The following is a 20,374-nucleotide window of genomic DNA, read 5'->3' on the forward strand; positions in this document are numbered from 1 at the left end:
TGAAAGAAATCCGAAAATTTCGAGATTGTGGAAACCCGAAAAAAGGGTTTAAGCTGCTCGTATGTGAAGGGTGCCACGATCTTAAGGCGGTGCCTTTTTTTTGGTGCAAGGGGCGTTTTCTGCACGACGTGTTCATGCGGGGAGACCGAAGAGTGGAGCCGTGTCTTGTCTGAGGACGTATGTCAAGTCAACCATCGACATGTTATCTTGACCATCGACGAAGGTCTAAGAGACATGCTTTTGGGTTGGGGTGAGTGAAGCTTGCCCAGAATTTAAATGTTGGAGATTGACGCCAGTCTCCAGGCTTGGGTTGTAGGCGGCCCAACACGTTGGAGTGGTTCGATGCGATGCGATGTGAATAAGGTAGCTGTGAACGTACTTATTTGTTCGAATTGGTGCTGGTTTGGAGGTATAAACAAGCTATTTGGCAGAATGAGATCCTCTAGCTTTGCAATCGCGCGGAGATAAGGGAACGTCAAGCCGCGATTGTAGGAAAATCTGTCATGATAAGGATCCAGAGGGAACTACAGTCCGCTATAATTGCGAAAACCGCCATATTCCACGCCAGAGGGAACTACGATCCGCTATTGCACCATTTCCTGGTTGAAATCAGCAGATTCCGCTTACATAGCGGATCTCAGTTCCCTTTCATGCTACGTTTACCCCAGTTCCCGCCATTTAACGGATCATAGTTCCTTTTCACACGACGAACTCTGTCATTTCAAAGCTCAAAGGGAACTAGGATCCGCTAGATTGCTGAAAACCGTTATGAAGATGCTCATCTCTCAGGGCGGCAAAGCCGCTTTTCTTAACTTTGAATTAATTTTTATAGACGGAAATGCAATGCGTCTATAAAATATGTTGTAAATTTATAAACAATTAAATATAATGTCTATATATTAACGTTCAATCTGTGAATTTGTTTATAATTTCAGATCGAACGTAATATGCAATTAGATATAGGAAGGGTGTAAATTTTCATGTTGTCCAATCGTTATGTACGTACGATTCTAATTTCTCGCGTGCTTTTGCAGCTTGGGATTTGGATCAGGAACTTTGCAATTCTGCTTTATGTTGCTGAAGTTACCCAGAACAATCCGCAGTATATTTCTCTTATTTCTGTAGCGGAGTATGCGCCGATATTCGTGTTTGCCATCATTGGAGGGACGTTTGCTGATCGTTGGCAGCCCAAACGCACCATGGTCGGGTGTGATTGGTTATCGGCCGTATCCATTTTGCTTGTTCTCTTTGCTTTGCATTCCGGATCATGGCTGGTGCTGTTGCTGGGCACACTGGTGTCGGCAAGTTTATCGCAGTTCTCACAACCATCGGCGATGAAATTGTATAAGAACCATGTTTCCGCGGAACACTTGCAAAGTGTTATGGCAATGAATCAGTCACTAATCGCCATCTTCATGGTCTTGGGTCCGATGATCGGGACTTTCATTTATCTGCATTACGGTATGCAGGTTTCGCTCATCGTAACATTTGTCACTTTTTGCGGTTCGGCGTTAGTCCTATCGAGTCTTCCCCGTGATCAGCAAGAATCCCAAGCAACTGCCAATACTCATTTATTGAACGAGATGATGGCAGGCATTCGTTATCTCTGGACGAACCAGGCGCTTCGAACTTTAAGCGCGACATTCGCCGTTACTGGGCTGGCAGCAGGAATCATTCAGCCGCTCGCGCTGTTTATAACCGTAGAGAACTTGGGCCAGGATAAACAATTCTTACAATGGCTGCTTATGGTGAACGGCGCCGCAATGCTGCTCGGTGGCATACTCATTATGGGAATAGCCAAAAAGGTGAAACCACAGCTGCTTCTAGCTGTAGGTTTACTCGTAACGGCATGTTCAACGGTAGCTATTGGCGCATCTCACAGCACGGTATTGACCATCATGCTTCAAGTTATTAGCGGTTTGTTTTATCCCTGCATTCAAGTAGGAATTCAAACGATGATTATGAAAAATACCGAAGGCGCCTTCTTAGGGCGTGTGAGTGGAGCTATTATGCCTATTTTTATGGGGATGATGGTCATCGGGATGTCATCGTCCGGTTATTTGAAAAATGGGCTTACACTTTTTCCCGTCTACCTGATCAGTGGTGTCTTGCTAGTCATGGGTGCCCTGTTTCTCAGCCCTTTACGTCAGCCCAAAAGCCTAGCAAACTAGTTCCTCAGACCGAGAACTTTTAAATACTGCAGTCGGATGATCGGAAGTCCATTTGGTTTTATGCTTATAGTGAAGATTGAACACGAGGCAACCAAATTGGATAAAGTTGAGGTGCACTTTTGAAAACGGAAGGCAATAACAAGAAATTAGTATTAATCGGACTGCTGCTTGGTCTAGTTTTCTCTGAACTGGATCAAACGATTGTGTCCACAGCTTTGCCAACGATCATTCGTGATCTGCATGGCTTATCGCTTTATGGCTGGGTTGCGGGTATTTACATGCTATCGATCACCATGTTTATGCCGATTTTTGGGAAGTTAGCGGATATTTATGGTCGGAAGAAGATCTATCTTACTTGCGTTATTTTATTTTTGACGGGGTCCGTGATCTGTGGATTGGCGGGTTCCATGACGACGCTTTTGATCGGTAGGGGCATTCAGGGCATTGGGGCCGGAGGGCTCATGCCACTCGCGATGATCATCATCGGAGATACGTTCCCACTAGAGCAGCGAGCTAAGCTTCAAAGTTTAATAGGCCCTATGCTCATACTTCCACAGTTGCTGGGTCCAACCATTGGGGGCTTCTTCGTAAGCCATGTGAGCTGGCATTGGATTTTCCTGATCAACATTCCTGTCGGGATTGCCTCGGCCATCGTAGTATCGAAGGGCTTGCGCGAGTCAGTCAGTACGGAGAAAAAATCTATTGACTGGGCAGGAGCAATCACGCTCGTACTCTCCATGCTTTCCCTCTTGCTGGCTCCGGTTCTGATTGATGTCAAAGGGTACACATGGGGTTCACCCGTCATTATCGCATTACTGATTGGCGCTTTAGCACTTATCGTACTTTTCGTACGCATTGAGGCGAGGGCGAAGGAGCCGATTATTCCCTTAGTTTTATTTCAAAATCGTTCCATAATCGTCCTATCAGTCATCGTTTTTCTCACGATGTTAGGCATTATGGGCGGTATGTCAGGGTTTCCGTTCTTCGCGCAAAATGTCATGGGCCTATCGCCGACTGCCTCCGGCTACTTGTCACTGGCCTTCATGGCGGGGGCAATTCCAGCGAGCATCGTTTGTGGTCATTTGATTACCAAGCTTGCTTATAAGCATCTATTCATTGTTTCTTTCATTTTCCCGATTGCAAGTTTTATCATGCTGTCGCGCATTCATATCGATACGACTGTGCTTTATGTCATCGTCGCTTTCTTCATTTTGGGATTGGGCATTGGCGTTCTGTTCGGATCAGATAATCTAATCGTGCAGGAGTCGGTCCAAAAGCAACATAGCGGAATTGGCGTAGCAACGGTTCAATTGTTCCAGGCCATTGGGACGACGCTCGGATTCAGTATTTTTGGCAGCCTGCTATCGCGAAATATTTCTGGTGGGATCGCCGGATTATCCGGGCAGTTTCCAGAAGGTACAAGTGAAACGATCATGAATGGCGGGATTCCCAAAGGGATCTCTGCCGAACTGCTGCTGAGCATTAAACATATTTTTACCGGCGCGTTTCAACATATTTTTGCTATTAGTATTGGTTTTGCGATTGTCGCCTTCATCGCGTGCTTGTTTATGAAAAAAGAAGTGCTTGCGACCACCGAGGAACTTCCTGCCAGCAAGCAAGCAACTCCTTCCAGTGCAGGCTGAGACTGCGCAGTGGCAGATCAGCTTTAGGAACCTTCGATTTCACTATTATGGTGGAATTGAAGGTTTTTTCTATGTGCTCTACTCATGTCGCAGCAAATAAAGATTGCATTCAATATTCATATGCGATATATTGCATATAATATAATTTATCGATGAAAGGATCCATAGCCATGACGAATAATAAAGATCTAAGAATACGCAGCAAAGTAATCAGTGAAGGTGTAAATCGCGTACCGAATAGAGCGATGTTAAGGGCTGTTGGATTTAAGGATGAAGACTTTCTCAAACCGATGATCGGCGTTGCCAGTACCTGGAGTGAAGTTACGCCATGCAATATGCACATTAATGAGTTGGCGCTGTATGCCAAAAAAGGTGTCCAAGCGCATGGCGGAGCCCCTTTAATTTTCAATACGATTACCGTATCAGACGGCATTTCGATGGGACACGAAGGGATGTTGTTCTCCTTGCCTAGTCGGGAAGCGATCGCGGATTCCATCGAAATTGTAACAGGTGCAGAACGTTTTGATGGTTTGGTAGCGGTAGGGGGTTGTGATAAAAATACGCCTGCCTGTTTGATGGCGATTGGTCGTATGAATATACCTGCGGTATATGTCTATGGGGGCACCATTCAACCGGGGAAATTAGATGGGAAAGATGTGGATATTGTCACGGCTTTCGAAGCAGTGGGGAAATATCATGATGGAAGAATGTCGGAGGAAGAACTGCATGAAGTGGAATGCAGCGTATGTCCTGGCGCCGGGGCATGTGGAGGGATGTATACAGCCAATACGATGGCATCTGCTGCAGAAGCGTTAGGTATGAGTTTGCCTGGATCATCGTCAACGCCAGCGATTTCGGCTAATAAACTAGTCGAATGTGAACGAGCCGGCGAACAAGTCATACAGTTGCTGAAAATGGGGATTTATCCACGTGATATTATGACCAAAAGAGCCTTCGAGAATGCGATTACAGTTGTTATGGCGCTAGGCGGATCCACCAATGCGTTCCTGCATCTTATCGCTATGGCGCATTCGGTTGATGTCGAGCTGACGTATGATGATTTTGAACGGGTTCGACTGCGGGTTCCGCATCTTGCCGATCTCAAGCCTAGCGGTAAATATGTGATGCAAGACTTAAATGATATTGGCGGCGTGCCGGGCGTGATGAAGCTTCTGCTGGCCCAAGGGCTTCTCCATGGCGATTGCCTAACGGTCACTGGCCGAACATTAGCCGAAAACTTGGCTGATGCAGCTTCGTTGCAGGAAGATCAGGCTATCATTTATCCTTTTGACCAACCCTTGAAACCTACCGGACCGTTAGTTGTATTAAAAGGAAATCTGGCGCCAGAAGGGGCTATTGCCAAGATGTCAGGGATGAAAAAGCTGCGGTTCACGGGTCCGGCGCGGGTATACGATAGTGAGGCAGAGGCGACAGAGGCAATTCTCCGAGATGATATCCAGAAAGGTGATGTGCTTGTCATCCGATATTGTGGACCCAAGGGTGGGCCAGGCATGCCTGAAATGCTTTCCGTAACCGCTTTGATCGTTGGCAAAGGGCTTGGCGGTGAGGTGGCGCTTATCACGGATGGCCGCTTTTCTGGTGGATCGCACGGATTTGTTGTTGGCCATGTAGCACCAGAAGCGCAGGTCGGCGGTCCTATTGCTTTGCTGCATCATGGTGATCCGGTCACGATTGACAGTGAGACACAAGAAATCTCCTTCGAGATTACAGAGGCCGAGTTTGAACGAAGACAAATGGCTTGGGTTCAGCCTCCACTCAAAGTAAAACGTGGTGCCTTAGTCAAATATGCACGATTGGTCTCCTCCGCTGCCAAAGGTGCCGTAACTGATTTGTGACATATGGTTCAAATACAACCTGTATGGGTAATGAAGATTAACAAATTACCACTATTTCAGGAGGTGCATCAACCATGAGCCAAGTCAATCCGGCTTTCCATGAAGCAGAAGAAGAAATCGTTGTGCAAAAACAAGGAAATAGCTATATCCTATCCACACTTGCAGGTACAGTAGGTGAAATTACTTATCAATTGGTTGATGTTGATACTTGGGTGATTGATCATACCTTTGTCGATCCGCGTTTCCGTGGCAGACACTTAGGCCGTCAGTTACTTGACTTCGTTGTGGAAGAGGCGAGAGAGAAGGGCCGTAAAATTATTCCTTCGTGTTCTTTTGCTTTGGAAGAATTTCAGCAGCACGCTGAATATGCGGATGTGTGGTCCAAATCGGATACCCAATACTCCGATGTATACAGCTCGGGCAGCGCCGAAATGAAATAGAGCTGGACGAAGCAGGCAGGTTTACGCGATAGCGTGAACCTGTTTTTGCGTTGTTTGGGGTAAAAAAGCCCCCGCGCGCAGCGGCGGCTTCAAGTTGAATTTTGTTCGTCATAGGTAATTCTTCCTTTAAGTCTGCGAATGAAACCTTTCGGTTGCAACAACTTTATGGCAGCTTGGACGTATAATTTAAAGTGAAATTATTTGGGGAAAAGGTTGGTGGAGAGTAGCGAATGAAGAATAAAACATTTATCTTAGTTATGCTGTGGTTCACGATTCTGACGATATGGGCTGTAAGCTCCATCAAGAGTTCTCTGCACGATAGTCGAAACATTACGGTACAGGGTGTGCCAGCGCCAGCGGTTCCGCAGCCCTATCAAACGGTTCATATGGATAAAGATACGGTATGGATCATTGATCCACTGAGCAGCAATATTAAAGTGATCAGCCATGATAAGGATGGCTATCATATTACACAAGCTACTATGGATCTCAAGAAATGAAATAAAGCCTTAGTTGCTGCCGACGCTGCTCGACAGAAACCAAGGCTTTTATTTATGAAATTCAGTGTTTAATTTTATTAGCTGATGCTAGAAAGACGATCAGGAATAGGCCACAGAGGATCGCGATGAACCCATACACGCCGAACACATCGTACCGGGTAGAGATGTAGAAGAAGCTTAAACCAGCCAGAATGTGAATTTCCGGGAAGCCTCAGAACCATCAGCGTGGCAGAAATAGTACCAAAGTAGTAGCCTCTCGATGACATAAGCTGGGATTAGGCTAGAAAAAAAGCGAATGGCGTACTGTATTCGAATGGTAAAAGTGTCTTTTATGATGAAGCTCCTCTCAAGTCTGATTGGGCAATAAGGCTCAATCAGTCAAGGCGGGGCTCGTGATGAATGATCTGCTAGATCTTAACAGGGCGGCCGAGCGAAATTAGGTATAGGACAGATTCCTTTTTTCACGAAAGCTGTGTTATTATGCTCATCATAAGATATGAGAAGTGACAGGTCAATTGAAATCCGCTCAGAGTGGTGGTGGCGAGTTTGAACAAAACGGATCGACTGCTGGCCATCGTCCTTGAATTACAGCGCAGTGGTACACTGCGTGCTGAGGATTTGGCAGCGACTTTCGAAACCAGCCAAAGAACGATCTATCGAGATATCCAGGCGTTGAGTGAAGCAGGGGTACCGATTGTCGGTTCTACAGGAATTGGTTATTCATTAATGGAAGGTTATTTTTTGCCGCCGCTAAGTTTCACGATTGAAGAAGCGGTTGCGCTGCTGATTGGCACTGATTTTGTTGAAACCAAGTTTGATTCTCGTTATCGAGCAACCGCGAATACTTCGCAAGCGAAAATAGAAGCTATTTTGCCTGATAAGGTGCTTGATGAGGTGCGGCGAATTCGAGGAATAACGAAAGTGGCAGACCCCAATGAAATTGGAATTAGCCGGATGGAGAAGGAATTCTTAGTTCAGCTTCGGCAAGCGATCTTACAGATGACCAAAGTGGAGTTTCGTTATGCCAAAAAAAGCCGATTTGGTGAAGATGTTGAACCAACTCGCCGCAGAGTTGCACCCTATGGCCTCATTCTTATTAATGGGTATTGGGTATTAATCGCAGCTTGTGAATTGCGGGATGCAATAAGGCATTTTCGCCTCTCACGCATCTCAGATCTTCATGAGACAGGCGAAATCTACGAAGTTCCTGCTGAGTTTAATCTGAAGGATTATAGCCCAGTTGATGACCGACATCTGCTCATTCGCGTTCATACGAACCTGCGATTGGCAGAGCAAATCAAAGAATCGAACAACTTTTATTTGGAAGACATACAGGTTGAAGAGAGGGGATTAATTGTAACTTTTCGTGTCCGACAGATCGAAGATATCCTGCACTGGGTCCTCAGTTGGGGATCAGATGTAGTTGTACTGGAACCTGATCAGCTTCGCCAACGTGTTCGCGAAGAACTGGAAAATATGTTAAAACGCTACTGACATACTGTTGTCAGTAGCGTTTTTGTATGATTAGGCTACCAAACGAAAGAGGAGCTGTATATCCCCGATGAATACGATGCTAACATTGAAGAATCTTGAAGAAGTAACCCGTGTATATGAGCAAGAACTACATGATTTTAATATGGCCCAGCTGACACAGAAACCGAGCGAGGATGAATGGTCGATTGGTCAAGTATATGTACATTTGATTCAAACCGCACTTTATATGCAAATTCGAAACATTGAAACTTGTCTCGCGGCAAATGAAGAGAAGCCCAATTATGAAAAAACAGCAGCAGGAAGTGCTGTTTTTGAACTCGGCAGCTTTCCGCCCATTAAGATTCATGTTCCGCCTTCTCCGCAGTACACACCTTCGCAACCAGTCGATAAGGAACAGATGGTTACGGGCTTGCAAACAGTCATTGCTAAAATGCAGGTTATTCAAGCTCAACTAGATGTAAATTTATCGAATTATACCGCTGCTCATCCCAGATTTGGTGAGTTGAACGCCAAAGAATGGTTTCAGTTGATCGAAATGCACTTCCGTCATCATCGCCTGCAGGTTAATCGGTTAAAAGAAAGTTTAGGTAGTATAATCTAATTGTGTTTTTCAGAGTGATTTCCTCTCCTAGCTTGGGCTTGGGCTCCCAGTCAAGATGGAGTGGCGAGGAGCTCTATACGCTGAGAATAAGCCCGATCTCATAATTCTAGGTGACCTAGCCGTAGGCTAGGATGGAGGAGACCCCGAGATCCCGCCTCAATTCACATGTGAAGCATGTGGCGGACAAATATATCCGGAGTACTACGAGGGAGTGCACGGGTATGTTTACCGTATCGAAGATGGATTGAACCAAAGAGAAGCTATAAGGGAACGTCAAGCCTCGATTATAGAAAAATATGACAAGATAGCGAGTTTGAGGGAACTACAGTGCGCTATAATTCTGAAAACCGCCATTTTCCACGCCAGAGGGAACTACGATCCGCTATTTCAGCATTTCCCGGTTGGAATGAGCAGTTTCCGCTTAAATAGCGGATCTCAGTTCCCTTTCAGGCTACGTTTATCCCATTTCCCGCTAAATAAAGGATCATAGTTCCTTTTCACACGACGCTCTCTGTCATTGCAAAGCCCAAAGGGAAGTAGTTCCGCTATAATGTTGAAAACCGTTATGAAGAGGCTCATCACTTAGGGCGGCGAAAGCCGCTTTTCTTAATGTCCACTCCGTGGCAGTCAACCGATGCTTTACGTGAGCACATGCCCGCCTTCCACATGAAGCACAGTTCCTGTTACAAAGCTGTTCTGAAGCAAATAAAGCACGCTTAATGCTACATCCTCCGGTTGACCCACACGCTGCACAGGCAGCTTATTGGCAATGGTTGAGTAGAAATTAGCCCGCGCCTCTTCGGACAATTGAATGCGTGAAGGCGTATCAATAATCCCTGGTGAAACGACATTGACACGGAGTGGCGCAAGCTCTAAGGCTAATGTCTGGCCAAGATTCGCGATGGCTGCATTGACGGCGCCAAGCACGGATGAACCGATCATCGATTTGTAGGCGACCACACCTGAGAATAGTGTTATAGAACCATTAGGCAAGATGTTCGGTGCCCCGTACTTGGCGGCATAATATTGCCCCCAGAATTTGCTCTCAAACAACTGGCGGGCTTTGGCTGTCTCTGTGTGAAGAAAGGGGCCGCCAGATGTTTCGGCTGCACTCACGATTAAATGGTTGAACGTGCCGACTTTTTCGAAAAAAGCTTGAACCTCCTGTTCGCTGGTTGTATCCAGGGGATAGGCGGATGCTTGCTTGCCCAGTTGTGCCCGTGCCTGTTGCAGCTTGATCTCGGAACGACTGGCAATGATGACCTCCGCACCTTGAGCAATCAGCCGTTTCGCTGTCGCTAATCCAATGCCGGAGCTTCCTCCGATAAGAACGATTTTTTGATTTTGAAACATGTAAGTTCGAAACATATAAGTTCCTCCTAGTCGTGTATTTCATGTTATTATAAACCAACTAACTTCATTGAGGGAAGTAATGGAAATAAATACATATAGTTTCCCAAATGATACTATTGTGCTATGATTCAGAAAATGATGGGGGAATAGGAGGAAGTAGAGATGAGCAACAAGGAACAAATACAACTAACCAAAGGAATCCCTGGTGTGATGTGCCCAATTGCCAAAACGATAGATTTAATTGGAACCAAGTGGACGTTCTTAATCATTCGTGATTTGTTGATCGAGGGGACGTTGCGATTCAGTGATCTGATGCGATCTATGGACGGAATCAGTCCCAAGACGCTCTCACTTCGACTGCGAGAACTAGAGCATAATGGCATTGTCAGTCGCAAGGTTTATCCCGAGGTACCGCCGCGTGTCGAATATACGCTTACTGACAAAGGAAGGAATTTGGAAGGCATTTTTATTGAACTGAAACGTTTTGGCTTGCATTTATAAGAGGGGGGAGTAGGAATGAGCGATTTATCAACATCGAAGCCTGATTTCAGTGTGCAAATTGAGCCGTGGGCAGAATCTGATCTAAATTTGCTAGTTCGGCTGAATATCCCTGAAATGCTGGAGCATTTGGGAGGAACTGAAACGGAAGATCAGGTGCATAATCGCCATAAGCGTTACAGGGAGCTAAAGGCAAAGGGGAAAGGATGTATGTTTAGCATCGTTCTGCTGCCTGAAAGCGTAGCCGTTGGCAATGTCGGTTATTGGGAAACGGAATGGCAAGGGGAAACAATCTACGAAATGGGATGGGGAGTGTTGCCTTCCTACCAAGGTCAAGGTATAGCTGCCATAGCGACAGCCTCTGCTATTTCTTTGGCGAAAGATGCGAATAAACATCGTTTTATGCATGCTTTTCCAGCTGTTGACAATCCGGCTTCCAATGCCATTTGCCGCAAATTAGAGATGGAATGGGTCGCTGAATGTTCGTTCGAGTACCCGCCAGGGACTTTTATGCGATGCAATGATTGGCGTTTTAAGTTAAATGATAAGGAATAAAATGGAAGATTAACTCACATAGCAAATAGGCAAGTAAGAACCTTACGCATTTTTGGGTTCTTTTTTTGCGTTTTTCTTAATTTTTTGCAAAAAAATGTATGCGACAAAAGAATGAATTCTTATCTGGTGCTTATCTCCTTTTCCAAATACAGTTCGTATCCTATGTAGGTCGAAGTGTTCAAAATGACTAGCCCTTAGTGCCTGAAAATGAGCATTTTCCAATTTTTGAGACAGAAAAATACATTTTATACGAAGTCTATAGGAATAAGTCAGGCAACCAATTGTAAAAATTTTACTGTTTTCTTGCCTATGAACTTGGTTATTGTTGAGGAAGCGAGACAGATACGAAGGGATCCGTCTGTAAATATTTAAATATCAGGTGAGGGATGGGTTATTCCTATGAGAAGAATGTTCTCAGGTGAAGGTAGAGTCTTTTACTTGTATCGTTATATTACGTTAGCCGTGACATCGTTAGTTTATGCCATTGAGGATCGAGGCCCTCCGATGGGCGTGAAGATCTGTATTATTCTCTCTTTATTTATATTCGCCAAATGGATTACAGACATGTATACCAAAAGCAGACAAGCTTCGCAGGTGATCAAAATAACTGTGGGCTTGGAAATGGCCGGTATGATGATTCTGCATCTGCTCAGCGGCGGCATGGAAAGTCCATTCCTATGGTGTGTATTCAATCCAGCTTGGATGGCTGCCAGTTATCTTTCCTCGGTGTATTGCTGGTGTATGATGATCAGTTATTTCCTAGTCAACACCGCATTTTCCTACTTCTTCGTTAATGAGAATCACGAGACCTTAGGTCAAATATTGTTGAATGACAATCATTTTTATCTCGTGCTGCTGTTCATGACCTTATCTATTCAACTGCTGGTCGGCGTGAAAACCAGACTGGAAATTGCCAATGCACGATCAACGGAAACGATGGAGCACATGAAGTCGCTTTATCAAATTGTGGAGGCTGCGACACATAGCGAATCCGAAAATTTGAAAATGATTTTCGCCGAATTCGCGCTCAAACTGACGAGATTGAAAATGGCCTTCTTCTGGGATGTCAATGGACAAGAACGTGACGAGCGACTTATTACGCAAGGAATTACACCGCAAGGACTTGAAGCTGCGCTTAGCGTGGCAATAGAAGACAATGTAGCAGAACTAAGACAGCTGGACAGTTGTATGGTGATGACGATGCCGGAGCAAGGTGAATTTCTGGTGATTCCGATTAAATCCTCAACCCGGTTCTGGGGTGTGATGGGGGTGAAAATTGAGCGTTCCAGTTATGAAGAGGGCAGGCATTGGTTCGTTAAGCAGTTATATTTCTTGTCCGAGCTGTGCGCTGTGATTCTAGAAAGACATCAGTTGGAGCGGATTGAGAATCAATTAATGATCATTGAGGAACAGAACCGGATTGCGGACGAGATGCATGACAGTGTCTCGCAATATATGTTTGGCATCGTATATGCGGTGCATTCGTTGAACCGCAAATGGGGGGATATTTCGGCAGAGCAGATCAAGGAGCAGCTGCAGGTCATTCAAGAATCCTCCGTTGCGGCTTCCCAAGAACTACGTTCAACGATCTATAGTTTGAGTTCCAGGAAAAATGGCGGTAATTTCTGGATCACAACGGTCAAGTCACATCTGGATAGTTTGTCTAAATTGCATGCGGTCAAAGTTAGTCTGAAAGTGACGGGCGACGACCATGGACTGCCCCTTAATTATCAAAAGGCGTTGTTCCGCATTATTTCGGAGGCAACGGGCAATGCGATTCGTCATGGCAGCAGTTCACAAATTTATGTGGAGTTGAGCATGAAACTTAGTGGGATCCACTTATCTGTGCTGGATAACGGGCGTGGCTTCTCCGTCACAGAAAGGTTGTCCGACCCGCTATCATCGGGTCTTGGTGTCAACAATATGAAATTGCTTGTCCATGCATTAGGCGGAACAATCGTCATTACGAGCAACGAAGGCAAAGGTACGCATATCCAAGTAGAGTTACCCATTCAACATCACGAGCAGAAGGTACCGGATGAGCTTCAAGCGATGGGCTAAACCAAGTAAACCCCCATTCTAACGAAAGCAGGTGTTACTGTGAAAGTCATTATCGTAGATGATCACCCATTAGTGCGCAAAGGATTATCAGCTGTGTTAAAACTCGAAAATAATGTGGAAGTTACTGGCGAGGCAGAAACGGTGGAGCAGGCTGTAGAGTTAATTATGCGAACGAAGCCAGATCTGGCAATTGTCGATCTCAAGCTCGGAAATCGCTCCGGCATTGAAGTAGTTGAACAAATCCGGGATTCATCCTGCCGAAGCATTATTCTTACTTCATCGACCATGGAGCAAGATGTCAGGAAAGCAGAAGCGGCAGGCGCTGATGGCTATGTGCTGAAAGAAGCGCTGCCGGAAGAATTGCTGCTTGCGATTAAGTTGATTTTCAAAGGAAAGAAATATTACGATCCAGGGTTGATGGAAATGATGTTCAAGAAAGAAGATGAAGACAGTTTCAGCAAGCTTACACCGAAAGAGCGGGAAGTGTTGATCGGACTCGGGGAAGGGCTGTCCAACCAAGGGATGGCCAAGAAATTGATGGTTACGGAGTTTACCGTGAAGAAGCATGTCAGTCAAATACTTAATAAATTAAGCGTGAATGACCGTACACAAGCAGCCTTATTAGCGCAATCCAAAGGGTTGGTCGGCAGTTTTCAGTAGAATACTAAGCTTTTGTGGTCCTAAAGTATACCATCGTTTTGTTACATATAGCCAAATGGGCATATACAAAATAGACCCAAAAATCACAATATTGAGTAATATCATAATCACGGGAATTCAGATAAGCTTTAAGTATAACCAAATAATTGACAAAAAGCGGCATGCTTTCTTCCTTATGACACGATCCTATGTCTGGGACAGATCAACTGCTGATCCTGTCGAAAGAAAGTGAGGTGTGCTCCACTGAAGGAGTGATTGATGACAGAGAGTAGGTAAAGGTTAAGAGAAATGAAACGCTTTCATTACAGCAATAATAGCTTAGACAAGTTTGAAAATCAATGCCGTTTAACTAGAATTACAAACTTTTTTTCGGGAGGGTGTCATGGAGAAATCGTTGCTGGATTACTTCGTACTCATTCGCAAAAAACTGTGGATGATTGGGTTGTTCGTTCTACTCTCCTGCCTGACCACCTTTTACGTCAGCAAGACATTCGTCGAGCCGGTATATAAGGCAAACACGCAAGTGTTGGTTAGCAGCAGCATGAAGAGTGAAGCAGCCATCGATCTGAACGAAGTGTCAATGAGCTTGAATTTGATTGAAAGCTACAAGGAAATTATGAAGTCGGATCATACGATTAATCTACTGCTGCAGAATCACCCTGAATTCAATCTGACGCAAAAGCAACTGCTGAAGAATCTCAAAGTGAGTTCAACGGACAAGACGCAGATCATCAAAATGGAGTTTGAAGACAAGAGCTATGAGAAAGCGGTTGTGATTACGAAAGCACTCGCTGACACATTCATCAGTGAAGTTCCAAGCTTGATGAATATGAATAATGTCAAAATCCTTTCATCTTCGGATCCAGCAATCAAGCCGTTGCCGATTAATTCGAGTGTGGCAATCAACTTGGCCGTCAGCTTCATTCTTTCGGCTATGGCAGCGATTGGCGTGTTTTTCTTCTTGGAAAACATGAATGACACGATTCGTTCTGAAAAAGAAGCTGAACACAGCATTGGGCTGCCCGTTCTGAGCTCGATTGGTACGATCAAGAAGAATCAGATCGGCAAACCAGCCAAAGCAGCGTCCAGAGAGGTGGGAGAACAAACGTATGCCACAGTTAAGTAATGCGCTTGTGACTGAGTTCGACCCGATATCGTCGGTATCTGAATCCTATCGCGCACTGCGGACAGCCATAAGGTACAAGAAGCTTATGCCAACGGCTAGAGGCATCATAATCATGATTGCTTCTCCCAAATCACAAGAAGGTAAAACAACGACTGCGGCCAACCTGGCTATCGCTTATGCGCAAGAGGGCAAAGCCGTTGTCCTCGTCGATGGGAATTTGCGCCAGCCATCGCTTCATGACGTGTTTGGCGTGAAAAATAACAAAGGGTTGCTGCAGGGACTTGCCAAAGGCATGGCTCAGCAGGACATTGTAACTGCAAGCGGTATTCCCGGTCTTGAGCTCATCGTAGCCGGCGGCCAGCCCGTAAATCCATCGGAGCTGCTAGGATCGGTGAGAATGGCTGAACTCGTAGCTCAATTGAAACAGCAATATGACGTAATCATCTTGGATTCTCCATCCACGCTGGATTATACCGATGCCAGCTTGTTGACGGAGTATAGCGACGGAGTCGTATTGGTCGCGAAGAACGGCAAAACGAAGCGCGAATGGGCGAAACAGGCTAGAACCCAGCTTGAACAGTCCGGTGCCAGAATGCTCGGCATTGTGTTCAATCAATCATAGAGAGGCTGGACTTTCCATAATCGATAGGAGGATGAGATTAGATGAAAACGGTGAAGAAAGCAATTATTCCGGCTGCGGGACTGGGAACCAGATTCCTGCCTGCCACGAAAGCGATGCCCAAAGAGATGCTCCCTATCATCAATAAACCCACTATCCAATACATCGTGGAAGAAGCCATTGAATCCGGTATTGAAGATATTATTATTGTGACCGGTAAAGGGAAGCGGGCGATCGAGGATCATTTCGATAACGCTTTTGAGTTGGAGAACAAGCTCTTGGAGTCAGGCAAACTTGAGATGCTGAAAGAAGTGCAGCGTTCTGCCAAAGTGGAAATTCATTATATTCGTCAGAAGGAACCTAAAGGGTTGGGACACGCTGTCTGGTGTGCCAGAAGATTTATCGGCAACGAACCATTCGCTGTTCTACTCGGGGATGATATCGTCACAGGACGGGTGCCATGCCTAAAACAGCTCATTCAGCAATATGAATTAACTGAAAATTCTGTCATTGGTGTGCAAGCCGTGCCGCCAGAATTGACAAACCGTTACGGCATTATTGATCCCGGTGTGCAAAATAACCGGTTGTATCAAGTCAATGATTTTGTTGAAAAGCCTAAGCTGGGAACAGCGCCTTCCAATCTTGCCATTATGGGTAGATACGTTTTCTCCCCTAAAATCTTTGAATTTTTGGAGCTTCAGGAGAAAGGCGCAGGCGGAGAAATCCAGCTGACGGACGCTATTCAGAAGCTTAATCAAATAGAACGCGTACTTGCTTACCATTTTGACGGTATCCGCTATGATGTTGGCGAGCGCCTGGGTTACATTCTTACAACGATGGCTTTTGCAATGGAAAGCAAGGATCTTCGCTTCGATGTGATGGAAGCTATGGCTGAAATTCTGATCAAAGAGAAATATCAACCGATGCTGGATCATCTGGGAGGTGTTGATAATGAGTTTGCGCGAACTGCAGGAGGATTATGAGTATTTAGGCCCTAAGCAAAGCTATTATCAAGCTGCGAGAATTCCTCGCGGGAAGAGCCTTGCATCCTATTTGTTCGTCAAGCGAATACTCGATATCGTACTTTCTTTGCTCGGCATGCTGTTCCTGACGCCATTGTTCGCTGTCATTGCGATCTGGATCAAAGTGGAAGATCCCAAAGGGACTGTGTTCTTCAAACAGAATCGCGTTGGGAAAGATGAAGTGCTGTTTCCCATGTATAAATTCCGTTCGATGGTATCCAATGCCGAAGAGCTCAAACAGCAATTACTGGAGCAAAATGAAGTTGAAGGCGCTATGTTCAAAATGAAAAACGATCCGCGTGTGACACGTGTAGGTCGCCTGATCCGGAAGACAAGTATTGATGAATTGCCGCAATTGTGGAATGTATTTATAGGCCACATGAGTTTGGTTGGCCCTAGACCGGCCTTGCCAAATGAAGTTGCTGAATATACACCTTACGAGAAGCAGCGTTTAACGGTAACCCCCGGTTGCACAGGGTTATGGCAAGTAAGTGGAAGAAGCAATGTGAGCTTTCAACAAATGGTTGAGCTCGATTTGAACTATATCACGCATCGCAGTTTGCTGTTTGATATCAAAATCGTGATGAAAACGGTTCTCGTTCTGCTAGGCTCCAAAGACGCATTCTAAGATCAGTGAAGTAACGAAGGGAGGATAGCCATGGTACGAAACCAGTCCAAACCTAGTATATCTATCGTCATTTGTACGTTTAATCGAGCGGATCTTCTGCATCTCACGCTAGATTCCATTCTTGCCCTTGAAGATTTGGATCAAGCTGAGATTCTGATTGTGGATAACAATTCAACCGATCATACCCGAGATGTAGCTCATACATTCATTCAGCGTTATCTTGGCATCTTGCGTGTTCATTACGTATTTGAGCAAAAACAAGGATTGTCGGCAGCGCGAAACAGCGGTATCGAGCAAGCTCAAGGTGACATTGTCGCATTTCTTGATGATGATGCCATCCCGTGCAAGGTCTGGATTCGTACCATGTTGACCACCTTTGGTGAGCAGTTGGAAGTTGAGGCGATGGGCGGCCGGATTCGTCCGAATTTTGAAAGTGAACGTCCTGAGTGGTTAATTAAAGGGTTAGAAATGCCCTACACCATCGTTGATTTGGGACCAAAGAAACAGGAATATCCAGTCACGCTTCATCCTTTTGGGGCGAATATGGCTATCAGGAAATCATTTCTGGTGGCTCACTACTTTCCTACCCATCTGGGGCGGATCGGAAACATGCTGTTATCCGGTGAGGAATCGTGGTTATTCGAACAAATGAAGAAGCAGCGGAAAGTAATTCTATATCATCCTGATATGATCGTTGATCACTTCATCCCGGACAGCCGCTTAACACAAGAATGGATTAAGAAAAGGTACTACTATCAAGGGGTCACGAATGGCTCTATGCATAAAGGAAATGTTGCAAAGCTCATTTTGCTTGGGAAGGTGGCAGCGAAAGTGGTTTACATTGCTGGAGAGGCCTTATGTGCCCGGTCCGCAGGGAAGAAACTGCTTGTTGCCTGCCGCATGGAGAGTATTCGTGGCACACTTGATACGATGCGTAAACGCAATAACATGCAATTGACTAGGTGAGGGCGCATATGACAGAACTTTCCTTACATGTGAAAAAGCCAGTGTATTACAGTGTCGGCTACCTAGGTATCGCCATTGTGATGGGAATCGCAGCGGTGTATCAGCCTTTGATTAGTCTGATGGGAATGGCTGTCCTTCTCCTGCTTGCCTTGTCGGTTCGCAACCCGGAAATCGTCAGCTACCCTGTCCTTATTTCTACGGCTATCTCGGTCAATTATATTATTACAGCGAGTGTAGGCGGTCTGGAAATCATCTCACTCTACAAGCTGGGTATTCTAATTCTCTTGGTGCCATGTATGCTGCAAAACGGGTTGCGCTTAAAGTTCATGTATCCGATCGCAGCGTTCATGCTGATGTTATTTCTTACCTTCTTTTTTTCCGATTGGCATCCAAGACTGACGACATCGCTCACCGTCAAAGCATTCATCGGGCTAACATTGCCTTTCTTTTTCCTCATGATCAAATGGAAGAGGGAAACGGCGCAGCGGCATATTCAAATTATTTGTTTGTTGCCGCTGATCAGCGTAGCAACCGGTATTGTCTTGCAGCTAGCTCATCTATATTCCTTCCTAAACGTTGAGTTTACAGGAGCCGTTAGAGTGCAGGGAGCGAATATAGCGCCGCATTTGGCCATGTTGGCTTTTCTGGGCATTACGATTGGGCTGATGGAGACCAAACGTGATCCGGCGCGAGCCAAATTTTATTACTGCACGCTTGCTTCTAATTTTGCAATTTTGATTGCAACTGGTACAAGAGGGCCTATCCTCGCGATGCTGGCTATGGCTGCTTATTATTTCTACGATATGGTCAAACAATATATCAAAGGCAAACTGATTTTGATCGTGCCGTTAGTTTGTTCGCTGGCTTTGATCGGCGGAGCCGTGTATGTGCAATGGGACAATATGACGAAGCGTTCCTTCGAACGCCAAACAGGAACAGGTATAGACTTATCCGGACGAACAGAAGCATGGACGTATTTTCTAAAAGGTGTACAGGATTCTCCCCTAGCAGGCAGAGGTTTGGGGGCTGTGACGGTTGCCAACGATGGCAGCTTATACGAAGGATTCGTCGTTCCGCACAATGAGTATATTCGCTTCTATTATGATGCCGGCTATACGGGGAGTATCGCGCTTTTTCTTTCCTTGTTGATCGTATTCGTGATGATTTACCGAGTGATACCATCCAAAATTAAAGTGTATTATGCCACTTTTATTCTGGGATTCTTCCTATATTCCTTTTCCGATAATACGTTATCCACGGTCCAATTTATCATTCCTTTCTGTTGGTATTTGAACGGTTTGTATATCCAATCAACGACAAATCCGAAAAAAGAAGAAGTGATTAGATGAGTAAAGTGACTATGTTCGATGTTAATTTTGATAATTATGATTTCCTGGACTTGCTTGCCTTCATGGACGAGAGAATTCGCCAGAGAAGCCATTCTTACATTTTGACTTGCAATGTCGATCATTTGATCAAGCTCAGGAAGGATGTCGAATTTCAGAAAGTCTATTCAGAGGCAGGGGCCATTGTAGCGGATGGCATGCCGATTATCTGGGCTTCCAAGATGTTGAGAAAGCCATTGAAGGAGAAAGTATCCGGTTCCGATCTATTCGCTAAGTTAGGTGAAGCATTCGCCAAAAGGCAGTACAAATTGTTCTTCTTGGGGTCTGCGGAAGGGATCCCGGAGCTGGCGATCAAAAATTTGAAATTATCGTTTCCAGCGCTCAATATTGTTGGCTATTACTCGCCTTCCTATGGCTTCGAGAAAAAAGCGGAAGAGAATGAGCAGATTGTTCAAATGCTGATCAAGGCGCAGCCTGATATTGTTTTCGTCGGCGTTGGCGCGCCCAAGCAAGAAAAATGGATTTACGAAAATTACTTATCGTACCAAGTGCCGATATCAATCGGAGTAGGAGCTACGTTTGACTTCATCTCAGGTTCTGTGAAGCGAGCTCCCAATATCATGCAAAAAACAGGCTTTGAATGGTTCTGGCGTCTGGCGCAGGAGCCTCGAAGATTGTGGAAACGGTATTTGATTCATGACTCCATGTTTATCGTTATGCTCTGGATGGAATGGAAGAAGCATTTTAAGCTGAAAAGGGAGGGGACGGGAGTTAACAATGGATTATCCAAGCAAAATGAGTAATCTGCTGATAGCGACTCAGCATCCTGTCACTC

Annotated in this window: 19 protein-coding genes and 1 pseudogene; 19 read left to right on the forward strand and 1 reads right to left on the reverse strand. The window is 45.3% G+C overall.

What is annotated here, in order from left to right:
• The 8 genes and pseudogenes from IEY34_RS38180 to IEY34_RS27790 form a co-directional block, all read left to right on the forward strand.
• Nucleotides 1-243, forward strand: a pseudogene (locus IEY34_RS38180) (transposase zinc-binding domain-containing protein); the annotation flags it as partial.
• 737 nt (nucleotides 244-980) lie between these two features.
• Nucleotides 981-2,171 (forward strand): MFS transporter, encoded by a 1,191-nt coding sequence (locus IEY34_RS27760; protein WP_189018154.1) that lies wholly within the window; start codon nucleotides 981-983, stop codon nucleotides 2,169-2,171.
• A gap of 119 nt (nucleotides 2,172-2,290) precedes the next feature.
• A complete protein-coding gene (locus tag IEY34_RS27765) occupies nucleotides 2,291-3,814 on the forward strand; it encodes an MDR family MFS transporter (RefSeq protein WP_189018157.1) in 1,524 nt (507 codons plus the stop codon).
• Between the two features lie 170 nt (nucleotides 3,815-3,984).
• Nucleotides 3,985-5,670: a dihydroxy-acid dehydratase gene (ilvD, locus tag IEY34_RS27770; protein WP_189018160.1), complete on the forward strand. Its 1,686-nt coding sequence runs from the start codon at nucleotides 3,985-3,987 to the stop codon at nucleotides 5,668-5,670.
• Nucleotides 5,671-5,744: 74 nt separating this feature from the next.
• Nucleotides 5,745-6,110 (forward strand): GNAT family N-acetyltransferase, encoded by a 366-nt coding sequence (locus IEY34_RS27775; RefSeq protein WP_189018163.1) that lies wholly within the window; start codon nucleotides 5,745-5,747, stop codon nucleotides 6,108-6,110.
• Between the two features lie 230 nt (nucleotides 6,111-6,340).
• Nucleotides 6,341-6,610: a hypothetical protein gene (locus IEY34_RS27780; RefSeq protein ID WP_189018166.1), complete on the forward strand. Its 270-nt coding sequence runs from the start codon at nucleotides 6,341-6,343 to the stop codon at nucleotides 6,608-6,610.
• 546 nt (nucleotides 6,611-7,156) lie between these two features.
• Complete coding sequence (locus IEY34_RS27785) at nucleotides 7,157-8,104, forward strand: helix-turn-helix transcriptional regulator (RefSeq protein WP_189018169.1); 948 nt, start codon at nucleotides 7,157-7,159, stop codon at nucleotides 8,102-8,104.
• Nucleotides 8,105-8,171: 67 nt separating this feature from the next.
• A complete protein-coding gene (locus tag IEY34_RS27790; RefSeq protein ID WP_189018172.1) occupies nucleotides 8,172-8,705 on the forward strand; it encodes a DinB family protein in 534 nt (177 codons plus the stop codon).
• A 639-nt stretch (nucleotides 8,706-9,344) separates the two neighbouring features.
• Here IEY34_RS27790 and IEY34_RS27795 read toward each other — a convergent pair.
• A complete protein-coding gene (locus IEY34_RS27795; RefSeq protein WP_189018256.1) occupies nucleotides 9,345-10,058 on the reverse strand; it encodes an SDR family oxidoreductase in 714 nt (237 codons plus the stop codon).
• Nucleotides 10,059-10,220: 162 nt separating this feature from the next.
• Here IEY34_RS27795 and IEY34_RS27800 point away from each other — a divergent pair, with 162 nt between their 5' ends.
• The 11 genes from IEY34_RS27800 to IEY34_RS27850 all read left to right on the forward strand — a co-directional run bounded on the left by IEY34_RS27800 (nucleotide 10,221) and on the right by IEY34_RS27850 (nucleotide 20,342).
• Nucleotides 10,221-10,559: a winged helix-turn-helix transcriptional regulator gene (locus IEY34_RS27800; protein ID WP_189018174.1), complete on the forward strand. Its 339-nt coding sequence runs from the start codon at nucleotides 10,221-10,223 to the stop codon at nucleotides 10,557-10,559.
• A gap of 15 nt (nucleotides 10,560-10,574) precedes the next feature.
• The gene (locus IEY34_RS27805) at nucleotides 10,575-11,111 is read left to right on the forward strand and encodes a GNAT family N-acetyltransferase (RefSeq protein WP_189018177.1); all 537 of its coding nucleotides are present in this window, start codon (nucleotides 10,575-10,577) and stop codon (nucleotides 11,109-11,111) included.
• Nucleotides 11,112-11,510: 399 nt separating this feature from the next.
• Nucleotides 11,511-13,172 carry a sensor histidine kinase gene (locus tag IEY34_RS27810; RefSeq protein ID WP_189018180.1) on the forward strand — a complete coding sequence of 554 codons (1,662 nt, stop codon included), beginning with the start codon at nucleotides 11,511-11,513 and terminating at the stop codon, nucleotides 13,170-13,172.
• Nucleotides 13,173-13,211: 39 nt separating this feature from the next.
• Nucleotides 13,212-13,832, forward strand: a complete 621-nt coding sequence (locus tag IEY34_RS27815; RefSeq protein ID WP_189018183.1) for a response regulator — start codon at nucleotides 13,212-13,214, stop codon at nucleotides 13,830-13,832.
• Between the two features lie 382 nt (nucleotides 13,833-14,214).
• On the forward strand, nucleotides 14,215-14,958 hold the full coding sequence (locus IEY34_RS27820; protein ID WP_189018186.1) for a YveK family protein: 744 nt from the start codon (nucleotides 14,215-14,217) through the stop codon (nucleotides 14,956-14,958).
• The gene (locus tag IEY34_RS27825) at nucleotides 14,942-15,580 is read left to right on the forward strand and encodes a CpsD/CapB family tyrosine-protein kinase (protein ID WP_189018188.1); all 639 of its coding nucleotides are present in this window, start codon (nucleotides 14,942-14,944) and stop codon (nucleotides 15,578-15,580) included. Before IEY34_RS27820 ends, IEY34_RS27825 begins: the two co-directional genes overlap by 17 nt.
• A 41-nt stretch (nucleotides 15,581-15,621) precedes the next feature.
• Entirely contained in the window at nucleotides 15,622-16,560 is a 939-nt protein-coding gene (gene galU, locus IEY34_RS27830) for a UTP--glucose-1-phosphate uridylyltransferase GalU (RefSeq protein WP_189018191.1), read from the forward strand.
• The gene (locus IEY34_RS27835) at nucleotides 16,529-17,227 is read left to right on the forward strand and encodes a sugar transferase (RefSeq protein ID WP_189018194.1); all 699 of its coding nucleotides are present in this window, start codon (nucleotides 16,529-16,531) and stop codon (nucleotides 17,225-17,227) included. The genes galU and IEY34_RS27835 overlap by 32 nt, the downstream gene beginning before the upstream one ends.
• A gap of 30 nt (nucleotides 17,228-17,257) precedes the next feature.
• Nucleotides 17,258-18,193 carry a glycosyltransferase gene (locus IEY34_RS27840; RefSeq protein WP_189018197.1) on the forward strand — a complete coding sequence of 312 codons (936 nt, stop codon included), beginning with the start codon at nucleotides 17,258-17,260 and terminating at the stop codon, nucleotides 18,191-18,193.
• Between the two features lie 8 nt (nucleotides 18,194-18,201).
• Nucleotides 18,202-19,542, forward strand: a complete 1,341-nt coding sequence (locus IEY34_RS27845) for an O-antigen ligase family protein (RefSeq protein WP_189018199.1) — start codon at nucleotides 18,202-18,204, stop codon at nucleotides 19,540-19,542.
• Nucleotides 19,539-20,342, forward strand: coding sequence for a WecB/TagA/CpsF family glycosyltransferase (locus IEY34_RS27850; RefSeq protein WP_189018202.1), 804 nt, complete (start codon nucleotides 19,539-19,541; stop codon nucleotides 20,340-20,342). Before IEY34_RS27845 ends, IEY34_RS27850 begins: the two co-directional genes overlap by 4 nt.
• Nucleotides 20,343-20,374 lie beyond the last annotated feature (32 nt).

Origin of the sequence: Paenibacillus marchantiophytorum, from assembly GCF_014640555.1 — a bacterium.
GTDB classification, from domain to species: Bacteria; Bacillota; Bacilli; order Paenibacillales; family NBRC-103111; genus Paenibacillus_E; species Paenibacillus_E marchantiophytorum.

Excerpts from the sequence above, each read along its gene's own strand:
- IEY34_RS27760 (WP_189018154.1), top strand. The coding sequence starts at position 981 with ATGTTGTCCAATCGTTATGTACGTACGATTCTAATTTCTCGCGTGCTT.
- ilvD (WP_189018160.1), top strand. The coding sequence starts at position 3,985 with ATGACGAATAATAAAGATCTAAGAATACGCAGCAAAGTAATCAGTGAA.
- IEY34_RS27775 (WP_189018163.1), top strand. The coding sequence starts at position 5,745 with ATGAGCCAAGTCAATCCGGCTTTCCATGAAGCAGAAGAAGAAATCGTT.
- IEY34_RS27780 (WP_189018166.1), top strand. The coding sequence starts at position 6,341 with ATGAAGAATAAAACATTTATCTTAGTTATGCTGTGGTTCACGATTCTG.
- IEY34_RS27790 (WP_189018172.1), top strand. The coding sequence starts at position 8,172 with ATGAATACGATGCTAACATTGAAGAATCTTGAAGAAGTAACCCGTGTA.
- IEY34_RS27795 (WP_189018256.1), bottom strand. The coding sequence starts at position 10,058 with ATGTTTCAAAATCAAAAAATCGTTCTTATCGGAGGAAGCTCCGGCATT.
- IEY34_RS27800 (WP_189018174.1), top strand. The coding sequence starts at position 10,221 with ATGAGCAACAAGGAACAAATACAACTAACCAAAGGAATCCCTGGTGTG.
- IEY34_RS27805 (WP_189018177.1), top strand. The coding sequence starts at position 10,575 with ATGAGCGATTTATCAACATCGAAGCCTGATTTCAGTGTGCAAATTGAG.
- IEY34_RS27810 (WP_189018180.1), top strand. The coding sequence starts at position 11,511 with ATGAGAAGAATGTTCTCAGGTGAAGGTAGAGTCTTTTACTTGTATCGT.
- IEY34_RS27820 (WP_189018186.1), top strand. The coding sequence starts at position 14,215 with ATGGAGAAATCGTTGCTGGATTACTTCGTACTCATTCGCAAAAAACTG.
- IEY34_RS27825 (WP_189018188.1), top strand. The coding sequence starts at position 14,942 with ATGCCACAGTTAAGTAATGCGCTTGTGACTGAGTTCGACCCGATATCG.
- galU (WP_189018191.1), top strand. The coding sequence starts at position 15,622 with ATGAAAACGGTGAAGAAAGCAATTATTCCGGCTGCGGGACTGGGAACC.
- IEY34_RS27835 (WP_189018194.1), top strand. The coding sequence starts at position 16,529 with ATGAGTTTGCGCGAACTGCAGGAGGATTATGAGTATTTAGGCCCTAAG.
- IEY34_RS27840 (WP_189018197.1), top strand. The coding sequence starts at position 17,258 with ATGGTACGAAACCAGTCCAAACCTAGTATATCTATCGTCATTTGTACG.
- IEY34_RS27845 (WP_189018199.1), top strand. The coding sequence starts at position 18,202 with ATGACAGAACTTTCCTTACATGTGAAAAAGCCAGTGTATTACAGTGTC.
- IEY34_RS27850 (WP_189018202.1), top strand. The coding sequence starts at position 19,539 with ATGAGTAAAGTGACTATGTTCGATGTTAATTTTGATAATTATGATTTC.